The following is a 16485-nucleotide window of genomic DNA, read 5'->3' on the forward strand; positions in this document are numbered from 1 at the left end:
TTTCCGTTTCAAGTTTTTCATTTTCAAAAAAGAATTTTTAGAGAATCCGTGGGCTTCTAAGGTCGCCTCCGTTTCTCAAAAAATCTAAATTTTGAAAAAGAAAAAGCTTTTCACTTCAATCCTTAATGTCGCATAAACATTGAGAATTTTCTTTTGAAAATTGTAATTATTCTAAAATTATATGTTTTATAAATTAAACTATATTAGAATAAATAAAGAACACATCATTTCATAACACACCATAAACATTGAGAAAATGAATCTGAAAATTGTATTTTTTAGTCAATTAATTGTTTTGAAATACGACTACTAGCGATAAGAGAAGCAATGTAACCTAGAGCTAGAATCGTGAAAAATACCACGGACACATTTGTAAGTGTTAGTGTCATTGGGTAAGGAAGTGTGCTGGTAATCATAATGATTCCAAAATGTTGTTGTAGTAGTACAAAAATAATCCCAAGTCCAAGTCCGATAAATAATCCAAGGACAGAAAGTAAAAAACCTTGAAGAATGAAAACTCGTTTGATATCTTTGATAGAAGCTCCGATGTTGTAAAGTGTTTTCTGGTTATCTTTTTTATCAATAATCATCATGATAATTACTCCAACAACATTGAAAAGTGCAATAATTAAAATCAAACAAAAAATAAGATAAGTGATAAACCTTTCTGAATTAATCAGACGATAATAATCTGCATTTAGTTCATTTCTTGTTTTTACTTCAAAAGTATTTCCGATTTTATCCTTTAAATAATTAGCAACCGAATTAATATCACTTGCATTTGGTACAGAAAGTTCAATGCTAGAAATCTGATTTGGTTTATATCCTAAAAGTTCTTGTCCAGATTTCAGTGGAATAAAAATATAATTAAAATCTAGATCTTCATTATTTGCAGCAAAAACTCCAGTAACAGAAGTATTGATTTCATTAAATGCTTTACTAACACTTGTAACAGTTCCTTTTCCTGGCTTTGGAACGAACATTTTCAGATTTGCTCCAAATTCATAGGCAGAAATAGAAAGTTCGTTTGAAATTCCAATCCCAATTACTGCGCTATTTTCAAAACGTTTGTCAAACCAAGAACCTGTATAAATACTATTTCGAATATTAGTGAGTTTGGAAAAATTAGTATCCACAGCTTTAAAGTTTGCTATGATTTCTTTTTCTCCATTTTTCAAAAAAGACTTTTCTTCAATAACTTTTGAGTAGTAAGCAATGTCTTTATTTTCTTCAATAATGTTTTGAATAGTATCATTAAAGAAGAAAGATTTTCCTTTTTTCGGTGAAATTTCCAGAGAAGGCGTAATCGCATTTAAGCTTTCTTCACCCAAATCTTTTAAACCAGAAAAAACAGAAAGTACGACAAACAAAGAAAGTGTACCAACCATAACCGCAAAAACAGCAATAAATGTGATGATGTTTATCGCATTATTGCTGTTTTTAGAAAATAAATATCTTTTGGCTATGTATAAAGAAAAATTCAATTTATCTTTTTTGTCTTCTTGGTAAAATATCAGGATTTTTAATAGGATTTTCCTTCTTTCCTTTTAAAGCATCATCGATACCTTCAATATAATCTAGAGAATCATCTCCGATGAACTCTAAATTTGGCATTCTTCTCAATTGATTTTTTGTACGTAGAGCTAATTCATGACGTACTAAATGTGTATTTGTTTTGATTGCCTCAATCAACTCATCTCTCTTCTCCGATGGGAAAACGCTTAAATACACTTTAGCTTGCGATAAATCTGTTGTTACATTTACTCTTGTAACAGAGATAATCACACCCTTCATTCCTTCTTTTGCAGCAGATTGCAAAATATCTACTAAATCCTTTTGAAGAACTCCTGCAATTTTCTTCTGTCTCGTTGTTTCCATTTTGCAAAAATACGTTTTATTTGATATTTTTGAAACTTTAAGACCAACTATTAAGTATTATTACAAAATATTTTACATCAGAACGGGGTTTTGTTAAAGATATTTTAAAAGATTCTTACTTTTAAAATTCTAATTCAATTATTCCGTTTAAGTTTTGTGATAATTATAACCAAACTAAAACATTATTAATGAAAAAAATTGAACACATTGGTATTGCTGTAAAAGATTTAGAAAAATCAAACCAAGTGTATGCAGCCCTTTTTGGAAAAGAAGCATATAAAATCGAGGAAGTAGAAAGCGAAGGTGTACGAACTTCTTTTTTTGAAAGTGGTCCGAATAAAATAGAACTTTTAGAGGCAACAAAAGAAGATAGCCCAATAGCAAAATTTATTGCAAAAAGAGGAGAAGGAATTCATCATATTGCTTTTGCAGTAGATAATATTTACTCGGAAATGGAGCGTCTGAAAGAAGATGGTTTTAAAGTTTTAAATGAGAAGCCAAAAAAAGGAGCAGATAACAAATTAGTTGTATTTTTACACCCGAAAGATACACACGGAGTTCTTGTAGAGCTTTGTCAAGAAATTGAAGAATAATAACCTATAAAACCTAAAAATAAATGTCTAGACAACATGATCGTTACCAAAAAAGACGCTTGCGTTCTTCCTATTTTTCTGTAATAGTTAGTATTGGTTTGGTACTATTTCTTGTTGGACTTTTAGGTATTGTTGTTTTCAAAACGAAAGATGTTACGGATCATGTGAAGGAAAATGTTGCGCTGACAGTTTTCTTAAAAGATGATACTGCTCAAAGTCAAATCAAGTTATTTGAATCCAAATTGAAAACTTCTGACTATGCTAAAAAAGTTGTTTTTATAGATAAAAATGAAGCAGCAAAACAGTTTCAGGATGATATAGGAGAAGATTTTGTAAACTTTATTGGAGAAAATCCACTTAAAAATGCTTTTGATGTTTATTTGAAAGCAAATTATGTAACACCAGAAAAGATTGAAGAAATAGAGAAAGAAATCAAACGTCAGAAATTTGTTTATGAAGTTTCTTACGACAAGCCTTTGATTACAATTCTAACCAAAAATATCAATCGATTAAGTATTTGGATTCTTGGTTTTAGTGTGTTTTTTACATTTGTAGCGATTATTCTTATCAATGGATCAATCCGTCTTTCAGTATATTCTAAAAGATTTACAATTAAGACAATGCAAATGGTTGGAGCTACGAAGAGTTTTATTCGAAAACCATTTATTTATACTAGTATCAAACTTGGAATTGTAGGAGCTTTATTTGCAATTTTAGGTCTTGGTGGAATAATTTATTATGGAGATATTCAATTTCCACAATTTAGCATGTTGGAAAATCTAGAGTTTTTGATTTTCTTATTTTCTGGAATTCTTGTGCTTGGAATTATTATTACTTGGATTAGTACGTATTTTGCAACACAAAGATTCTTAAACCTTAGAATTAACGAACTATATTATTAATAAAAATATGAAAGAAAATTCGAACAAACAGTTTTTATTCGATGGATATAATTACAAAATTATGCTGATTGGTCTTGTAGTTATTATTATCGGATTTGTTCTAATGTCTGGAGGTTCTTCGGATGATCCGAATGTATTTAGCCCAGATATTTATGATTTTAGAAGAATTCGATTGGCACCAACTGTTGTTCTTATCGGTTTTGCTATTCAAGTTTATGCGATTGTAGCAAAAAAGAAAGAGAAGAAAACAGAAGATTAAAAGATTGTTTTTCGAGACATTCTTTAAAAGATAATACCAAATTCCCTTCAAGATTTGTTGGGAATTTTTTTGTAAAAAATAATAAACAAAATTAAATATTAGCAATTGCTAAACCTCAAAGAATAAAATGGATTTTTTAGAAGCAATTATTTTAGGAATTGTACAAGGTTTGACGGAATTTTTACCTGTTTCGTCGAGTGGTCACTTGGAATTGACCAAAGCACTTTTTGGAAATGAAGCTGTGCCAAAAGAAAGTTTGACTTTTACAGTGGTTTTACACTTCGCAACAGCATTAAGTACCATCGTGATTTTTAGAAAAGAAATCATGGAAATTATCAAAGGGTTATTTCAGTTTAAATGGAATGATCAAACAGAATTTTCTGTAAAAATTATTGTTTCTATGTTGCCTGCAGTAGTTGTAGGATTACTTTTTGAAGAACATTTAGAAGCTTTTTTTAGCGGAAAAATTGTTTTAGTAGGAGCGATGCTTTTAGTTACAGCTTTACTTTTATTGTTAGCAGATAAAGCAAAAAATACAATAAAAGATGTTAGTTATTCAAACGCATTTATTGTTGGAGTTTCACAAGCAGTTGCGATGTTACCAGGAATTTCTCGTTCGGGTTCGACAATTGCAACCTCGGTATTACTTGGGATTGATAGAACAAAAGCTGCAAAATTTTCATTTTTAATGGTGGTTCCATTGATTTTTGGAAAAGTAGCAAAAGATATTTTAGGAGGTGGAATTTCGATTGAAAGTGATCAGATTGGAGTGATGAGTGCAGGATTTATTGCTGCGTTTTTTTCAGGTCTTTTGGCTTGTCAGTGGATGATTGCTTTGGTGAAAAAAAGTAAACTTAGTTATTTTGCAATTTATTGCGCAGTTGTTGGTGTGATTGCAATTATTTATTCAATTATATAAGAAGGATAGAATGAGCTTAGAATTGGAAGACTTTAAAAATGGTCAGGTTTTATTAATTGATAAACCTTTAGAATGGACATCTTTTCAGGTGGTGAATAAACTGAGATGGCATATTCGTAAAAAATTCGATATTAAAAAAATCAAAGTTGGACATGCTGGAACTTTAGATCCTTTAGCAACTGGACTTTTGGTGATTTGTACTGGAAAATTCACAAAGAAAATTGAAACTTATCAGGGACAAATTAAAGAATATACTGGAACAATTCGTTTGGGAGCAACAACTCCTAGTTATGATTTAGAAACAGAAGTGAATGAAACTTTTCCTACAGAACATATCACAGAGGAAATGATTCATGAAACTACGAAACAGTTTATTGGTGAAATTGATCAGAAACCACCAATTTTTTCTGCGCTTCGTAAAGATGGAAAACGTTTATATGAAATTGCAAGAGCTGGAGAAACGGTAGAGATTAAAACTAGAAAAATTACAATTCCAGAATTTGAAATTACAAAGATTAATTTCCCAGATGTGGAGTTTCGTGTTGTTTGTTCAAAAGGAACTTATATTCGTTCTCTTGCATATGATTTTGGGAAAGCTTTAAATTCTGGTGGGCATCTTACTGTATTGAGAAGAACTAAAATTGGAGATTTTTCTGTAGAGGAAGCGCAGACTATTGAAGAGTTTATTGAAAGTTTATAATATTATTTATAATTGTTATAAATATCATCTTTGTAATTAAAATTAACATAATATTTATATATTTGGCAGAAATTTAACCAAAACAATAAAAAATATTATGAAAAACTTTAGAGTTTTAGTAGCAGTATTAGCTATCGGTACATTAGGATTCACATCTTGTTCTAAAGATGATGATGGAGATTCAAATTCAGCTCAAAATTGTTATGAGTGTAAAATAGAAATATTAGGAAATTCTCAAGTACAAAATATTTGTGAAAATGAAGATGGAACTTTAACTGTAACAACTCAAGGCATATCAAATACTGTTGAAGATACTACTTTAGATGAGTATGTTTCTTTACAGGAATTAGTTGGTGCTGAGTGTACAAAGAAATAATTAGTTTAAAATAAAATTATTGTTTAAAACAGCTCAATTGAGCTGTTTTTTTATTTTATATATTTGGCAAAACTAAAAAATAATCAAATTTCTTATGAAAAACATTAAATTGTTTGTTGCTATGATGGCAATTTCTACAGCTAGTTTTATTTCTTGTTCAGAAGATGATGGTGATGATTCTACACCTTGTTATGAATGTGAGTTAAATGGAATAAAAAATACACTTTGTCCTGATGCAGATGGAAACATTAAAGTATTAGGTCAGACGATTTCTTATGAAGATCATAAAAAGAATATAGAACTTGGAGGAGGTTCTTGTAAAGAAAAATAAGATTCTTTATAAAATTAAATTAATAAAATGACAGCTCTTTTTGAGCTGTTTTTTTATGTCTAAATTTTTAACCTAAAATCTAAAAATTGCTATTTTTTTTAGCGAATCTAACCAGATATGACGATTTAAAGCTTTTATTGTTACTTTTCACTTGTTTAAAACTAATTTTTTTAGCTAAAAAAAGAGCTAAATTTTATAGTTATTTTAATTTGATGCTAATTTTAATAGTGTTAAAATAATATTATTGAAATTTTTATTAGCAGTTTTTTAGATTTTCATAATAATAATACTTGTTCTTGAAAATTATAAAAATTTGACATATTTTTATCAAAAACATTGAAACAGTAATTAATAATTAATTAAAATAAAGTTTTAATGAAAATATTATAATCTATAAAACGTAAACTTAAAACTTAAATTAATCGAAAATGTTAGAGTTATTAAAAATTGCAACAACAGGAGCAAACATCATCCCAACAGCTTTGCTAATATTTTTAATCTTGTATGGATTAATAGCAATTGTTGGTTTAATTGAATTTGATTCCCTTGATTTTGATATAGATACAGATGTAGACGTTGATATGGACGTAGATGCCGACATAGATACAGATGCAGATATTTCTACTGGAGGAGGACTTTCGGGGGTTTTGACTTTTTTCAATATCGGGAAATTGCCAATCATGATTTACCTGTTTTTCGTAGCAATTCCAATGTGGGGACTTTCAATTTATATAAACCATTTGATTGGAAATAACTCTTTCTTAATAGGGTTTTTACTTTTAATTCCTATTACATTCGTATCCTTGCTGTTTGCAAAATATGCTTGTATTCCTTTCGTAAAAGTTTGGGATGGATTAGACGGAACTATCGATACTAATTTTGTTGGTAAAATGTGTACGGTGCTTTATGATACTGAAAATGAAAAATTGAGCCAAGCAGATTTAGATTTTCAAGGAGATAAGATTCGATTGAACATTAAGTCTATTGAAGGGAGAAAGATTTATAGAGGAGACGAAGTTGTAATAGTAGAACACTTCGAAGAGAACGACTACTACTTAGTAGCAAAAATTTAGAAACAACATTTTATACATATTTGAATTAACCAGTTTTTCCCTTCTGAAAATGGAGGGAAAGCAAAAGCTGGATAGGAAAAGTACATTCAAATTTTAAGCAAAGAACAAACAAAAAGTAAATTATAAATTAATCTAAAAACAAAAATTTAATTATGGAAGAAACAGTACAAGAATTAGGAGCAGGAGCTTTTGCAGGCTATATAAGCCTTGGTTTAGGAGCCTTTGCAATTATTGTTTTTTTAGTCATTATCATCAAAATGTATAACAAAGCAGCTCAGGGAGAAGTTTTAGTTCGAACTGGAGGTTTTGGAGGTGTAGATAAGAAACCAAAAGTATCTTCTTCAGGTTTGATTTCGGTACCCGTGATTCATAGACTAGAAAAAATGGATATTCGTGTGAAAACAATTAATATTTCAAGAACTGGTTCAGAAGGTCTGATTTGTAAAGACAATATGAGAGCAGATATTAAAGTAACTTTTTTCGTTCGTGTGAATGTGGATAAAGTTGCAGAAGTTGCTAAATCTATTGGTTGTGATAGAGCTTCAGATCCAGAAACGTTAAGAGGATTATATGAACCAAAATTTGCAGAAGCATTAAAGACAGTAGGTAAGCAATTTGATTTTATCGAATTATATACTTCTCGTAGAGAATTCAATCAAGCTATTGTAAATATTATCGGAACAGATCTTAATGGATACAAATTAGAAGATTGTGCGATTGACTTTTTAGAGCAAACTCCAATTAACGAATTAGACGAGAGTAATATTTTAGATGCAGAAGGTATCAAGAAAATTATTGAATTAACTGCAGAGCAAAAAGTACAATCTAATTTAGTTGAAAGAGATAAAGAAAAAACAATCAAACAACAAGATGTTGAGGCACAAGAGACAATTTTAAACTTAGAAAAACAAAAAATAGAAGCAGAAGAGCGTCAAAAACGTGAAATCGAAAATATCAAAGCTAGAGAGCAATCGGAAATTGATAGAATCAATGAAGAAGAACGCTTAAAAGCAGAAAAAGCTAGGATTGCTACAGAAGAGCAAATCCAGATTGCAGAAGAAAACAGAATGCGTGAGGTAATTGTTGCAGAGAAAAACAAAGAGAAAATCGAAGCAATAGAAGCAGAGCGTGTAGAGCAAGCAAGACTTTTAGAAGAAACAGAAAAAACAAGAATTGTTGAGTTAGCTCAAATTGAAAAACAAAGAGCAATCGAAGTGGAACAGAAAAATATTCAGGATGTAATTCGTGAGAGAGTTTCTGTAGAAAAAGCGGTTGTAGAAGAACAAGAAAAAATTAAAGATACACAAGCACTAGCGAAAGCGGAAAGAGATAAAGTAGTTGCATTGAAAAACGCAGAGCAAGAAGCAGAATCAGCATTAGTGAAGAAAATCAAAGAAGCAGATGCTGCGAAAGAAGCTTCGAAATTGGATGCGGAACGTATGTTAATTGATGCGAAGAGTAAAGAAACTGCTGCAATTCATGATGCGGAAGCTACAAAAATATTAGCGGAAGCTGCTGCTGCCGAAGCTGCTGCAATCGGAATGTCGGAGGCACAGGTGATGGAAGCAAAAGCGGAAGCGCGTGAAAAAGAGGCTGCTGCTGAGGCTGCTGCTGTTGAGGCAACAGCTCATGCAGAAGCAAAGGGAATTGAAGTTAAAGGAGCTGCTCAAGCGGAGGCGGACAGACAAATTGGGGAAGTTGCTGCACAAATTGAAAAAGAGAAGGGATTAGCAAAAGCGGAAGTTATTCAAGTTCAGGCGGAAGCTAATGAAAAACAAGGATTGGTGGATGTTCGCATCTTAAACGAGAAACTGGAAGTGGAAGCAGAAGGAATCCGTAAGAAAGCAGATGCGATGAAAACATTGGATCCTACAAGCGTTGCTCATGAGGAGTTCCGTTTACGCTTAGAGCAAGCTAAAGAAATTGAGTTAGCTAGAATTGATGCAAACAAAGATGTTGCTGCTTCACAAGCTGGTGTATTAGCGGAAGCGTTACAGTCTTCTAATATCGATATTATCGGTGGGGAGTCTATGTTCTTTGATAAATTGACTAGCGCAATTACAACTGGAAAAGCAATTGACAAAGCTGTTGGAAATAGTGAGGTTTTACAAGAAGTAAAAGGAACTTTCTTCAATGGTGAAAATGGAAATGGTTTTAAAGAAAATTTTAAAATGTTTATCGATCAGTTTGGAGTAAACTCTGAAGATTTGAAAAACTTAACAATCTCTGCATTACTTTACAAATTAATGCAACAAACACAAGATGAAGATTCTCTTTCTGTGTTAAACCAATTACAATCGGTTTCTAAAATGTTAGGTGTTTCAGATAAAACTCCAGCTAGCATCGGATTGAACTAAAATATTTGTTTGGGTTTTGAATCAACTTAGGACATTTCGAAAGAAATGTTCTAAGTTTTTAAAAAAGTAAGGAACAAAAGTTCCTCTCTTGAGAGGGGCTAGGGGTGTGTTTCAACTGTCTGAGTAGTTTTTCAAAATGTCTAAGTCTTAAAAACAAATGTCGGAGTGATAAATGCAACTGTTGGAGTAGTTTTTCAAAGTGTCTGAGTCTTAAAAACAAGTGTCTGAGTGCTAAATGCAACTGTCTGAGTGATTCCTCAAAGTGTCTGAGTCTTGAAAACAAGTGTCGGAGTGACAAATGCAACTGTCTGATTGATTTCTTACAGTTTCTGAATAATAATTATACAAGTTCTATAAGAAGTAAAGAATGTAAGTTCCCCTCTTGAGAGGGGTTAGGGGTGTGTTTAAAAGTAATTTGCCATGAATAAAAAATTATCTAAAAAAAATATAATAATTACCATTTCAATTTTAGTTGCATTTTTAGTAATTATTTTTACGATAAAAGCAATTTATATTGTTGATAATCCAAAATGGTTTGACATAGATTTTGATAAAAAAGGAAGTATAATTTCAAGTTATGCTGCTTTAGTTGGTTCTTTACTAACTTTTTTATCTATTCTTTTTGTTATATATACAATTATTCAACAAAAAGATTTACATGAAAAAAACTTAAAACATAAAGAAAAAGAGGAGCTAGAGAAATTATATGATAATATCCTTTTTTGTCAGAATTATTTGGATAAATTAATTGATATTGTTGATAAAACTGGAGGTTATCTAAAAGAATTTTATGAAAAAGAAAAAGAACATCCATTAAAGAGTAATCTACTTTATTTTACAATTTATATGGAGTTAAATCCTTTTTTAGAGTTGAACTCAGTAGAAATTTTTAAAAGTTTTCAAGTTTTTTATGAAAAAGAAACTAATGTAAAACATTATAATACATTATATAGTAAATTTCATTTTTATTCAATTGCAATCAAAGAATTAAAAGGGAAATATGATAATTATATCATTGATAAAGTTAATATAAAGCGTAAACTCGTAAGAGATATTAATAGCAATATTGATGAAATTGTTTATTTAAAAGAAGAATTTGAAAAAAGGAATTTAGAATCTGATCCATGGTACGTTTTATTTGAAGAATTTATCGAAAAATATTATCAAAGTATAAATAATGAAGAGGAAATAGATTTAAAATTCTTAAAAGATGAAAATTTAAAAGACTTTATAAAAAAAACAATTGAACTAAAGAAAATAACAAAAGTTTACACTGCTAAGAGTACTAATGTAATTATTCTTAAATTTTCAACAATTAGAAAAGAAATTTATTCTTTAGAGTTTGATTCTTTGAATTATGCAAAACAATTAGAAGGAAATTATAAAAATTATTATTCTAAGGACAGTGAATTTTTAAAAGAACTTTATCAATTAAGAGATGATTTAAAGAAAACAATTCCAATTGATGAAATTTTGAAAAAGTAATTTGAACACACCCCTAGCCCCTCTCGAGAGGGGAACTTATTTTTGGGAGTGAAGAGAGTATTTAACTGGGAACTTGAAAAAAACATAAACAATGAGAAAAATAATACCATATAATTCAGAGTTGAAGGAGCTTGCTAAAGAGTTACGAAATAAAAGTACGAAGAGTGAGATTTTACTTTGGCAAAAATTGAAGGGAAAGCAATTGTATGGTTATCAATTTTCGAGACAAAAACCTTTGTTGAAATATATTGTAGATTTTTATTGTTATGATTTGAATTTAGTAATAGAATTAGATGGTTATTCTCATCAGCTGGATGAAGTTTTTGAGAAAGACAAACAAAAAACTTTGGATTTAGAAAAACAAGGATTAAAAATATTGAGATTTCAGGATAAAGATGTTTTTGATGATATGGAGAATGTGATTCTAGTTATTGAAAATTATATTTTGGAATTTGAGGGTGGTGGAGATGTTGAGGTTGATTTGGAAAAACACACCCCTAGCCCCTCTCAAGAGGGGAACTGATTATTGAGTGTGAAGAGAATACATTTCTAATTCTTTTCGAGAGAGGAATTTAAAAATCTTTATTTGAGTAAATTAATTTTAAAATTTAGGGTGAAGTAACACACCCCTTAATCCCCTCTCAAGAGGGGAGATTAAAACCAAAAAAAATGAACGATCAAAAAGAAAATATAGAAAATACAGAAATGCAATTAGACGGAGGAACGTATGAGATTCTGAAGCAACGATTGCGTAAAGATAATGTAGATTTAAGAGAAAGATTAAATCAATTAAATGTTGCTAGAAAAGATGTTTTTGGAGCGATTGATTTTCAACTTCAAGCCACAGAAAGAGTAACGACGAATTATAATTGTGTGCCTTGGGATATGTTTTCTTTGGGAAATCATTTTCTTTTTGGTTACAACATTCACATGGGCTTGAAAACGGAAATAAAACTAGAAGATGTTTTTAGTTTTTATTGTTTCCGAGATCATGAATTTCATCAAGCTACTTTAGAGATTTTAGACGACGAAAATTTCCATAGAGATTTTCAGAATTTATATAAATATTACAGAGATACACAGTTTGTAAAGTTTGCAAAAATTGGGCAGTATCTTCATATGGTTTTCCGTTTTGGAACTCGTGAGGAAGATATCAAAACGTTTAAATGGCTGATAAAAGAAGAAACTTTACAATATGTAGATAATCGAAGTGAACATGAATTTCGCTTTCCACATCAACACGAATTTCGTTGGAAACAAACGACTCGTGAGAACTTTTGCGAGGGAGAACATCCACATATTTCGATAGAAGATATTGTTTTTGTTGAAACAGTTGGTGGCGATTTGACCATCAAAGTGGAAGACAATACAAAGGATGGAAAAGGAATTTATAATGAACCTGTAAAACATCAGGAACAGAGATTAGATGATGCGGAAGTGGAATATGCAATCATTGATCATTTGGTGATTTTCAGAATTAAACCTTATCAAGAAGCGTTTCGTTATTTTGTTTATAACAGCAAATTACAAGAAGTAAAACGTGTCGATTCGATGGAAGAAGCTTGTATTTTACTTCCGGAAAGTCAAGGTTTACTTTTCTCGGATGGTTATTATTTACAATCTGGAGAATACAAACGTTTTGAGCAAGATTTGGAACACATGCTTTTCGAAAGATGTATTACTTCGCCAAATGGAGAAGATTTCTTGTATGTGTTTTACAATCAAAGTAAAGGAGTTTATTTGCTTTTGCCTTATAATTTAATTGAGCAAAGAGTAGAAAACCCGATTGTTTGTCATGGTTTTTCTTTGTTTGATAATGGAGAAATGTGTTTGTTTAAAGCGGAAGAAGAAGCGAAAAAACACCATGCAATTCAGATTTGGCAAACACCTTTTATTGGAGCAGATTTCCAAATTGATGGAAATAAAGATTCATTTTTATACAAAATTGGAAACAAAGATATCGTTCGTGCAATGGCGGAATGTCATTCGTTGATGACTTTGACAGATAAGGAAGAAGTTTACAACGATTTGTATTTAGACATTATAAAATATAGTACGGATGTTTTAGATACTTATCATTGGTTAAACAAAAAAGAAACTTTTGAACTTACAGTTCCGCTTCATGCCATAAAAGAAACGGCTTCAGCGGCTGTGGAAGAATATGAAAAAGTTCGTCAGATTCAACAAAATACTAAAAACGAATATGAAAAAGTTACAGCAGAAGCAGATGAGTTAATTCGAGTAATTAAAAGAGAAATTCCACATCATATCAATGATTTTGTACAGTCGTTGACAAATCTTCGAAAAGTTCGTGGAGAAGTGATTTCTTTGAAAGAATTACGCTATGTAGATATTGAAGCTGTTGAAAACTATGATGAAATTTTAGGGCAATTTACGGAAGAAACTTCAAAATCTTGTGTGCAATTTTTATTGAAAAAAGAAGCTTTAGCTCCATATCAGCAAAAAGTTTCGGAATTGACAGCAGAAATTGAGCAAATCAAGAAAGTTGTAGAAGCAAATGCTTTAGAAGAAAAAATCACAGAAAATGCTGCGGAATTAGAAATGCTAATCGAAATTGTTTCCAATCTGCAAATTGAAGATGCGACAGAAACAACAAGAATTATTGATAATATTTCTGAGATTTATGCTTCTTTCAACCAAATAAAAGCGAGTTTAAAAAGAAAACGTAAAAGTTTATTAGGAGAAGAAGGGAAAGCGGAGTTTAATGCGCAAATTAAATTAGTTGATCAAGGAGTTGTAAACTATATCGATTTATGTGATACGCCAGAAAAATGTGAGGAATATCTTACCAAATTGATGGTGCAGCTAGAAGAATTGGAAGGGAAATTTTCTGAATTCGATTCTTTTGTTGAAAAAATATCTTTAAAAAGAGAGGAATTATACAACGCATTTGAATCGAAAAAAGTTGCTTTGGTGGAAGCTCGAAATAAAAGAGCAACGACTTTACAACAAACTGCGGAAAGAATTTTAAAATCTGTAAAAAGTAGATTATCTCGATTTAAAGAAGTTTCAGAAATCAACGGATATATTGCTTCCGATTTGATGGTGGAGAAAATCAGAAAAACGATTGAAGAACTTGAAAATATTGGAGATTCTGTAAAAGCAGATGATATTCAAAGTAAACTGAAATCTTTAAAAGAAGAAGCAATTCGTCAGCTAAAAGATAAATCAGAACTTTTTGTTGATGGGAAAAATATTATTCAGTTTGGAAATTATAAATTCTCTGTAAACACACAGAATTTAGATTTAACCATGGTTTTCAAAAATGATAAAATGTATTATCATTTGACAGGAACTGATTATTTTGAAGAAGTTGTAGATAAAACTTTTAATGAATATCAGCCAGTTTGGAATCAGATTTTGCCTTCGGAAAATAGAAATGTGTATCGTTCGGAATATTTGGCTTATCAGATTTTAGAAGCTGTAAAGAGAAAAGAATTAATTGATGATACTACAAAAGCGATTATAACTTGGGACGATATTTCGACTTTAGATTCGAAAGATTTATTGAAAGTTGTACAAAAATTTAGTGCTTCCAAATATTCGGAAGGTTATGTGAAAGGAGTTCATGATCAGGATGCTTTGTTAATTTTACACAATTTAATTCAAATGTATTCGCATGTTGGATTGTTGAAATATGATGCAACAACTCGTGCTTTTGCTAGATTTTATTGGGAGATTTGGGAAAAAGATGAAGCGAAGAAAGTTTTAGAACAACAATTAAAAGCAGCAGGAATTTTATTGAAAGTTTTTCCAAATACAAAAGAATTTGAAGCGATAAAAAAACAAATGAAAAATCGCTTGGAAATTTGTTTTGAGTCTGAAAATATCACTTGGAATACTTCTGTAGAACAAGCTTGTGATTATCTTTTTGATGAATTAGCTTTTACTGAAAACTTTGTGATTGATGCAAATGCAGCGGATTTAGTACATTCTTTTGATATTGAATTACGAGGGAAAAAGATGAAAAATGCTTTTGAAAAATCGATGGAAGAAATCGAAGATATGAGCATTCGTTTTCAGACAATTCAAACTTGGTTAAAAGCGTTTATGCAAAATTCGAAAAGTTCTTATATCAAAAATGTAGAAGAAGCAGCTTTATTAATCATTTTACAATCAGATGTGAAGAAAAATGTACATAAAGTAATTACAGAAGAAACTTTAGAAAATTTGACTGGAACACATGAAATTATTGAAGATGGAAAATACCAATTAAACATTCATGATTTCCAGAATAAATTAGAAAAATATAGTGAAACTGTAGTTCCAACGTATGAGAAATTTACTTCTTTAAAACATGAATTATTAGAAGAAACTTCAGAAATAATGCGTCTTGGCGAGTTCAAGCCGAGAGTGCTTTCTTCTTTTGTGAGAAATCAATTGATTGATAAAGTTTATCTACAAATTATTGGAGCAAACTTAGCGAAGCAAATCGGAACTGCTGGAGAAAATAAAAGAACTGATTTAATGGGACTTTTATTATTAATTTCTCCTCCAGGATATGGAAAAACAACCTTGATGGAATATGTTGCAAACAGACTTGGTTTGATTTTTATGAAAATTAACGGACCAGCTTTAGGACATGATATTACTTCTGTAGATCCGTCTGAAGCAACAAATGCTGGAGCAAAACAAGAATTAGAAAAGTTGAATTTAGCTTTTGAAATGGGAGATAATGTGATGATTTATTTAGACGATATTCAGCACTGTAATCCAGAGTTTTTACAAAAGTTTATTTCACTTTGTGATGGACAGCGTAAAATTGAAGGAGTTTATAAAGGAAAACCAAAAACATACGATTTCCGAGGGAAGAAAGTTTGTGTGGTGATGGCAGGAAACCCATATACGGAAAGTGGAGATAAATTCCAGATTCCAGACATGCTTGCAAACCGTGCGGATATTTATAATCTTGGAGATATTCTTGGAGATTCGGCTTATGAATTTGAATTATCTTATATAGAAAATAGTATTACATCGAATCCGACGCTTTCGAAATTGGCAAATAAAAGTCAAAAGGATATTTTGACGATATTAAAAATTGCGGAAACAGATCAGCGAGAAAATGTGGAGTTTGAAGCAAATCATTCGGCAATAGAAATCAAAGAATATATTTCAGTTTTCAAAAAGTTAATTGAAGTTCGAGATGTTGTTTTAAAAGTAAATCAAGCTTATATTCAATCGGCAGGAATTTCAGAAGAATATAGAATGGAGCCAATGTTTAAATTACAAGGTTCGTATCGTGATATGAATAAAATGGCAGAGAAAATTGTTCCTGTAATGAACGATAAAGAATTAAAAACATTGATTATTTCGCATTATGAGAGAGAATCGCAAACTTTAACTTCAGGAGCAGAAGCGAACATTTTGAAATTTAGAGAAATGATTGGACTTTTATCTGAAGAAGAAAAAGATAGATGGAATTCCATCAAAGAAACTTTCTTGAAAAAGCAAAAACTAAACTTAGTTGGAGGAAATCAAATGGGACAAATCTTAGAACAAATGGAAGCAATTTCAGAGAGTCTACAGAAAATGGCTCAGGTTGATAAGGTTTCTTTGAATTAAGAAAATAGATTTTAAAAAATAAAACCTAG

At 30.5% G+C, this 16485-nt stretch carries 14 protein-coding genes; 12 read left to right on the forward strand and 2 right to left on the reverse strand.

The window, feature by feature from the left end; genetic code table 11:
• Positions 1–278: 278 nt before the first annotated feature.
• Together I0K12_RS05065 and rbfA are read right to left on the reverse strand one after the other, a co-directional pair.
• A complete protein-coding gene (locus I0K12_RS05065) occupies positions 279–1484 on the reverse strand; it encodes an ABC transporter permease (protein WP_196885808.1) in 1206 nt (401 codons plus the stop codon).
• 1 nt (position 1485) lies between these two features.
• Positions 1486–1878 (reverse strand): 30S ribosome-binding factor RbfA, encoded by a 393-nt coding sequence (gene rbfA / locus I0K12_RS05070; RefSeq protein WP_196885823.1) that lies wholly within the window; start codon positions 1876–1878, stop codon positions 1486–1488.
• Positions 1879–2066: 188 nt separating this feature from the next.
• On the opposite strand from rbfA, the gene mce reads away from it, so the two are divergent.
• From mce to I0K12_RS05130, 12 genes are all read left to right on the forward strand, one after another.
• Positions 2067–2471 carry a methylmalonyl-CoA epimerase gene (gene mce, locus I0K12_RS05075; protein WP_196885833.1) on the forward strand — a complete coding sequence of 135 codons (405 nt, stop codon included), beginning with the start codon at positions 2067–2069 and terminating at the stop codon, positions 2469–2471.
• A 23-nt stretch (positions 2472–2494) separates the two neighbouring features.
• The gene (locus I0K12_RS05080; RefSeq protein ID WP_196885834.1) at positions 2495–3373 is read left to right on the forward strand and encodes a cell division protein FtsX; all 879 of its coding nucleotides are present in this window, start codon (positions 2495–2497) and stop codon (positions 3371–3373) included.
• A 7-nt stretch (positions 3374–3380) separates the two neighbouring features.
• Positions 3381–3632, forward strand: a complete 252-nt coding sequence (locus I0K12_RS05085) for a DUF3098 domain-containing protein (protein WP_196885835.1) — start codon at positions 3381–3383, stop codon at positions 3630–3632.
• A 127-nt stretch (positions 3633–3759) separates the two neighbouring features.
• Positions 3760–4551 (forward strand): undecaprenyl-diphosphate phosphatase, encoded by a 792-nt coding sequence (locus I0K12_RS05090; protein WP_196885836.1) that lies wholly within the window; start codon positions 3760–3762, stop codon positions 4549–4551.
• 10 nt (positions 4552–4561) lie between these two features.
• Positions 4562–5251 carry a tRNA pseudouridine(55) synthase TruB gene (truB, locus tag I0K12_RS05095; RefSeq protein WP_196885837.1) on the forward strand — a complete coding sequence of 230 codons (690 nt, stop codon included), beginning with the start codon at positions 4562–4564 and terminating at the stop codon, positions 5249–5251.
• Between the two features lie 97 nt (positions 5252–5348).
• Entirely contained in the window at positions 5349–5627 is a 279-nt protein-coding gene (locus tag I0K12_RS05100; RefSeq protein WP_196885838.1) for a hypothetical protein, read from the forward strand.
• A gap of 94 nt (positions 5628–5721) precedes the next feature.
• Positions 5722–5958, forward strand: a complete 237-nt coding sequence (locus I0K12_RS05105; RefSeq protein WP_196885840.1) for a hypothetical protein — start codon at positions 5722–5724, stop codon at positions 5956–5958.
• A 428-nt stretch (positions 5959–6386) separates the two neighbouring features.
• On the forward strand, positions 6387–7031 hold the full coding sequence (locus tag I0K12_RS05110) for an OB-fold-containig protein (RefSeq protein ID WP_196885842.1): 645 nt from the start codon (positions 6387–6389) through the stop codon (positions 7029–7031).
• Between the two features lie 152 nt (positions 7032–7183).
• A complete protein-coding gene (locus tag I0K12_RS05115; RefSeq protein ID WP_196885844.1) occupies positions 7184–9388 on the forward strand; it encodes a flotillin family protein in 2205 nt (734 codons plus the stop codon).
• Between the two features lie 420 nt (positions 9389–9808).
• On the forward strand, positions 9809–10873 hold the full coding sequence (locus I0K12_RS05120; protein ID WP_196885846.1) for a hypothetical protein: 1065 nt from the start codon (positions 9809–9811) through the stop codon (positions 10871–10873).
• Positions 10874–10964: 91 nt separating this feature from the next.
• The gene (locus I0K12_RS05125) at positions 10965–11396 is read left to right on the forward strand and encodes an endonuclease domain-containing protein (RefSeq protein ID WP_196885848.1); all 432 of its coding nucleotides are present in this window, start codon (positions 10965–10967) and stop codon (positions 11394–11396) included.
• A 146-nt stretch (positions 11397–11542) separates the two neighbouring features.
• The gene (locus tag I0K12_RS05130) at positions 11543–16456 is read left to right on the forward strand and encodes a DNA repair ATPase (RefSeq protein ID WP_196885850.1); all 4914 of its coding nucleotides are present in this window, start codon (positions 11543–11545) and stop codon (positions 16454–16456) included.
• The last annotated feature ends 29 nt before the right edge of the window (positions 16457–16485 follow it).

It is taken from the genome of Aureivirga sp. CE67, assembly GCF_015767245.1.
Lineage (GTDB): Bacteria > Bacteroidota > Bacteroidia > Flavobacteriales > Flavobacteriaceae > Aureivirga.

Bases quoted from the DNA above. Each gene is read 5' to 3' on its own strand.
- rbfA (WP_196885823.1), bottom strand. From the start codon at position 1,878: ATGGAAACAACGAGACAGAAGAAAATTGCAGGAGTTCTTCAAAAGGAT.
- mce (WP_196885833.1), top strand. From the start codon at position 2,067: ATGAAAAAAATTGAACACATTGGTATTGCTGTAAAAGATTTAGAAAAA.
- I0K12_RS05080 (WP_196885834.1), top strand. From the start codon at position 2,495: ATGTCTAGACAACATGATCGTTACCAAAAAAGACGCTTGCGTTCTTCC.
- I0K12_RS05085 (WP_196885835.1), top strand. From the start codon at position 3,381: ATGAAAGAAAATTCGAACAAACAGTTTTTATTCGATGGATATAATTAC.
- I0K12_RS05090 (WP_196885836.1), top strand. From the start codon at position 3,760: ATGGATTTTTTAGAAGCAATTATTTTAGGAATTGTACAAGGTTTGACG.
- truB (WP_196885837.1), top strand. From the start codon at position 4,562: ATGAGCTTAGAATTGGAAGACTTTAAAAATGGTCAGGTTTTATTAATT.
- I0K12_RS05100 (WP_196885838.1), top strand. From the start codon at position 5,349: ATGAAAAACTTTAGAGTTTTAGTAGCAGTATTAGCTATCGGTACATTA.
- I0K12_RS05105 (WP_196885840.1), top strand. From the start codon at position 5,722: ATGAAAAACATTAAATTGTTTGTTGCTATGATGGCAATTTCTACAGCT.
- I0K12_RS05110 (WP_196885842.1), top strand. From the start codon at position 6,387: ATGTTAGAGTTATTAAAAATTGCAACAACAGGAGCAAACATCATCCCA.
- I0K12_RS05115 (WP_196885844.1), top strand. From the start codon at position 7,184: ATGGAAGAAACAGTACAAGAATTAGGAGCAGGAGCTTTTGCAGGCTAT.
- I0K12_RS05120 (WP_196885846.1), top strand. From the start codon at position 9,809: ATGAATAAAAAATTATCTAAAAAAAATATAATAATTACCATTTCAATT.
- I0K12_RS05125 (WP_196885848.1), top strand. From the start codon at position 10,965: ATGAGAAAAATAATACCATATAATTCAGAGTTGAAGGAGCTTGCTAAA.
- I0K12_RS05130 (WP_196885850.1), top strand. From the start codon at position 11,543: ATGAACGATCAAAAAGAAAATATAGAAAATACAGAAATGCAATTAGAC.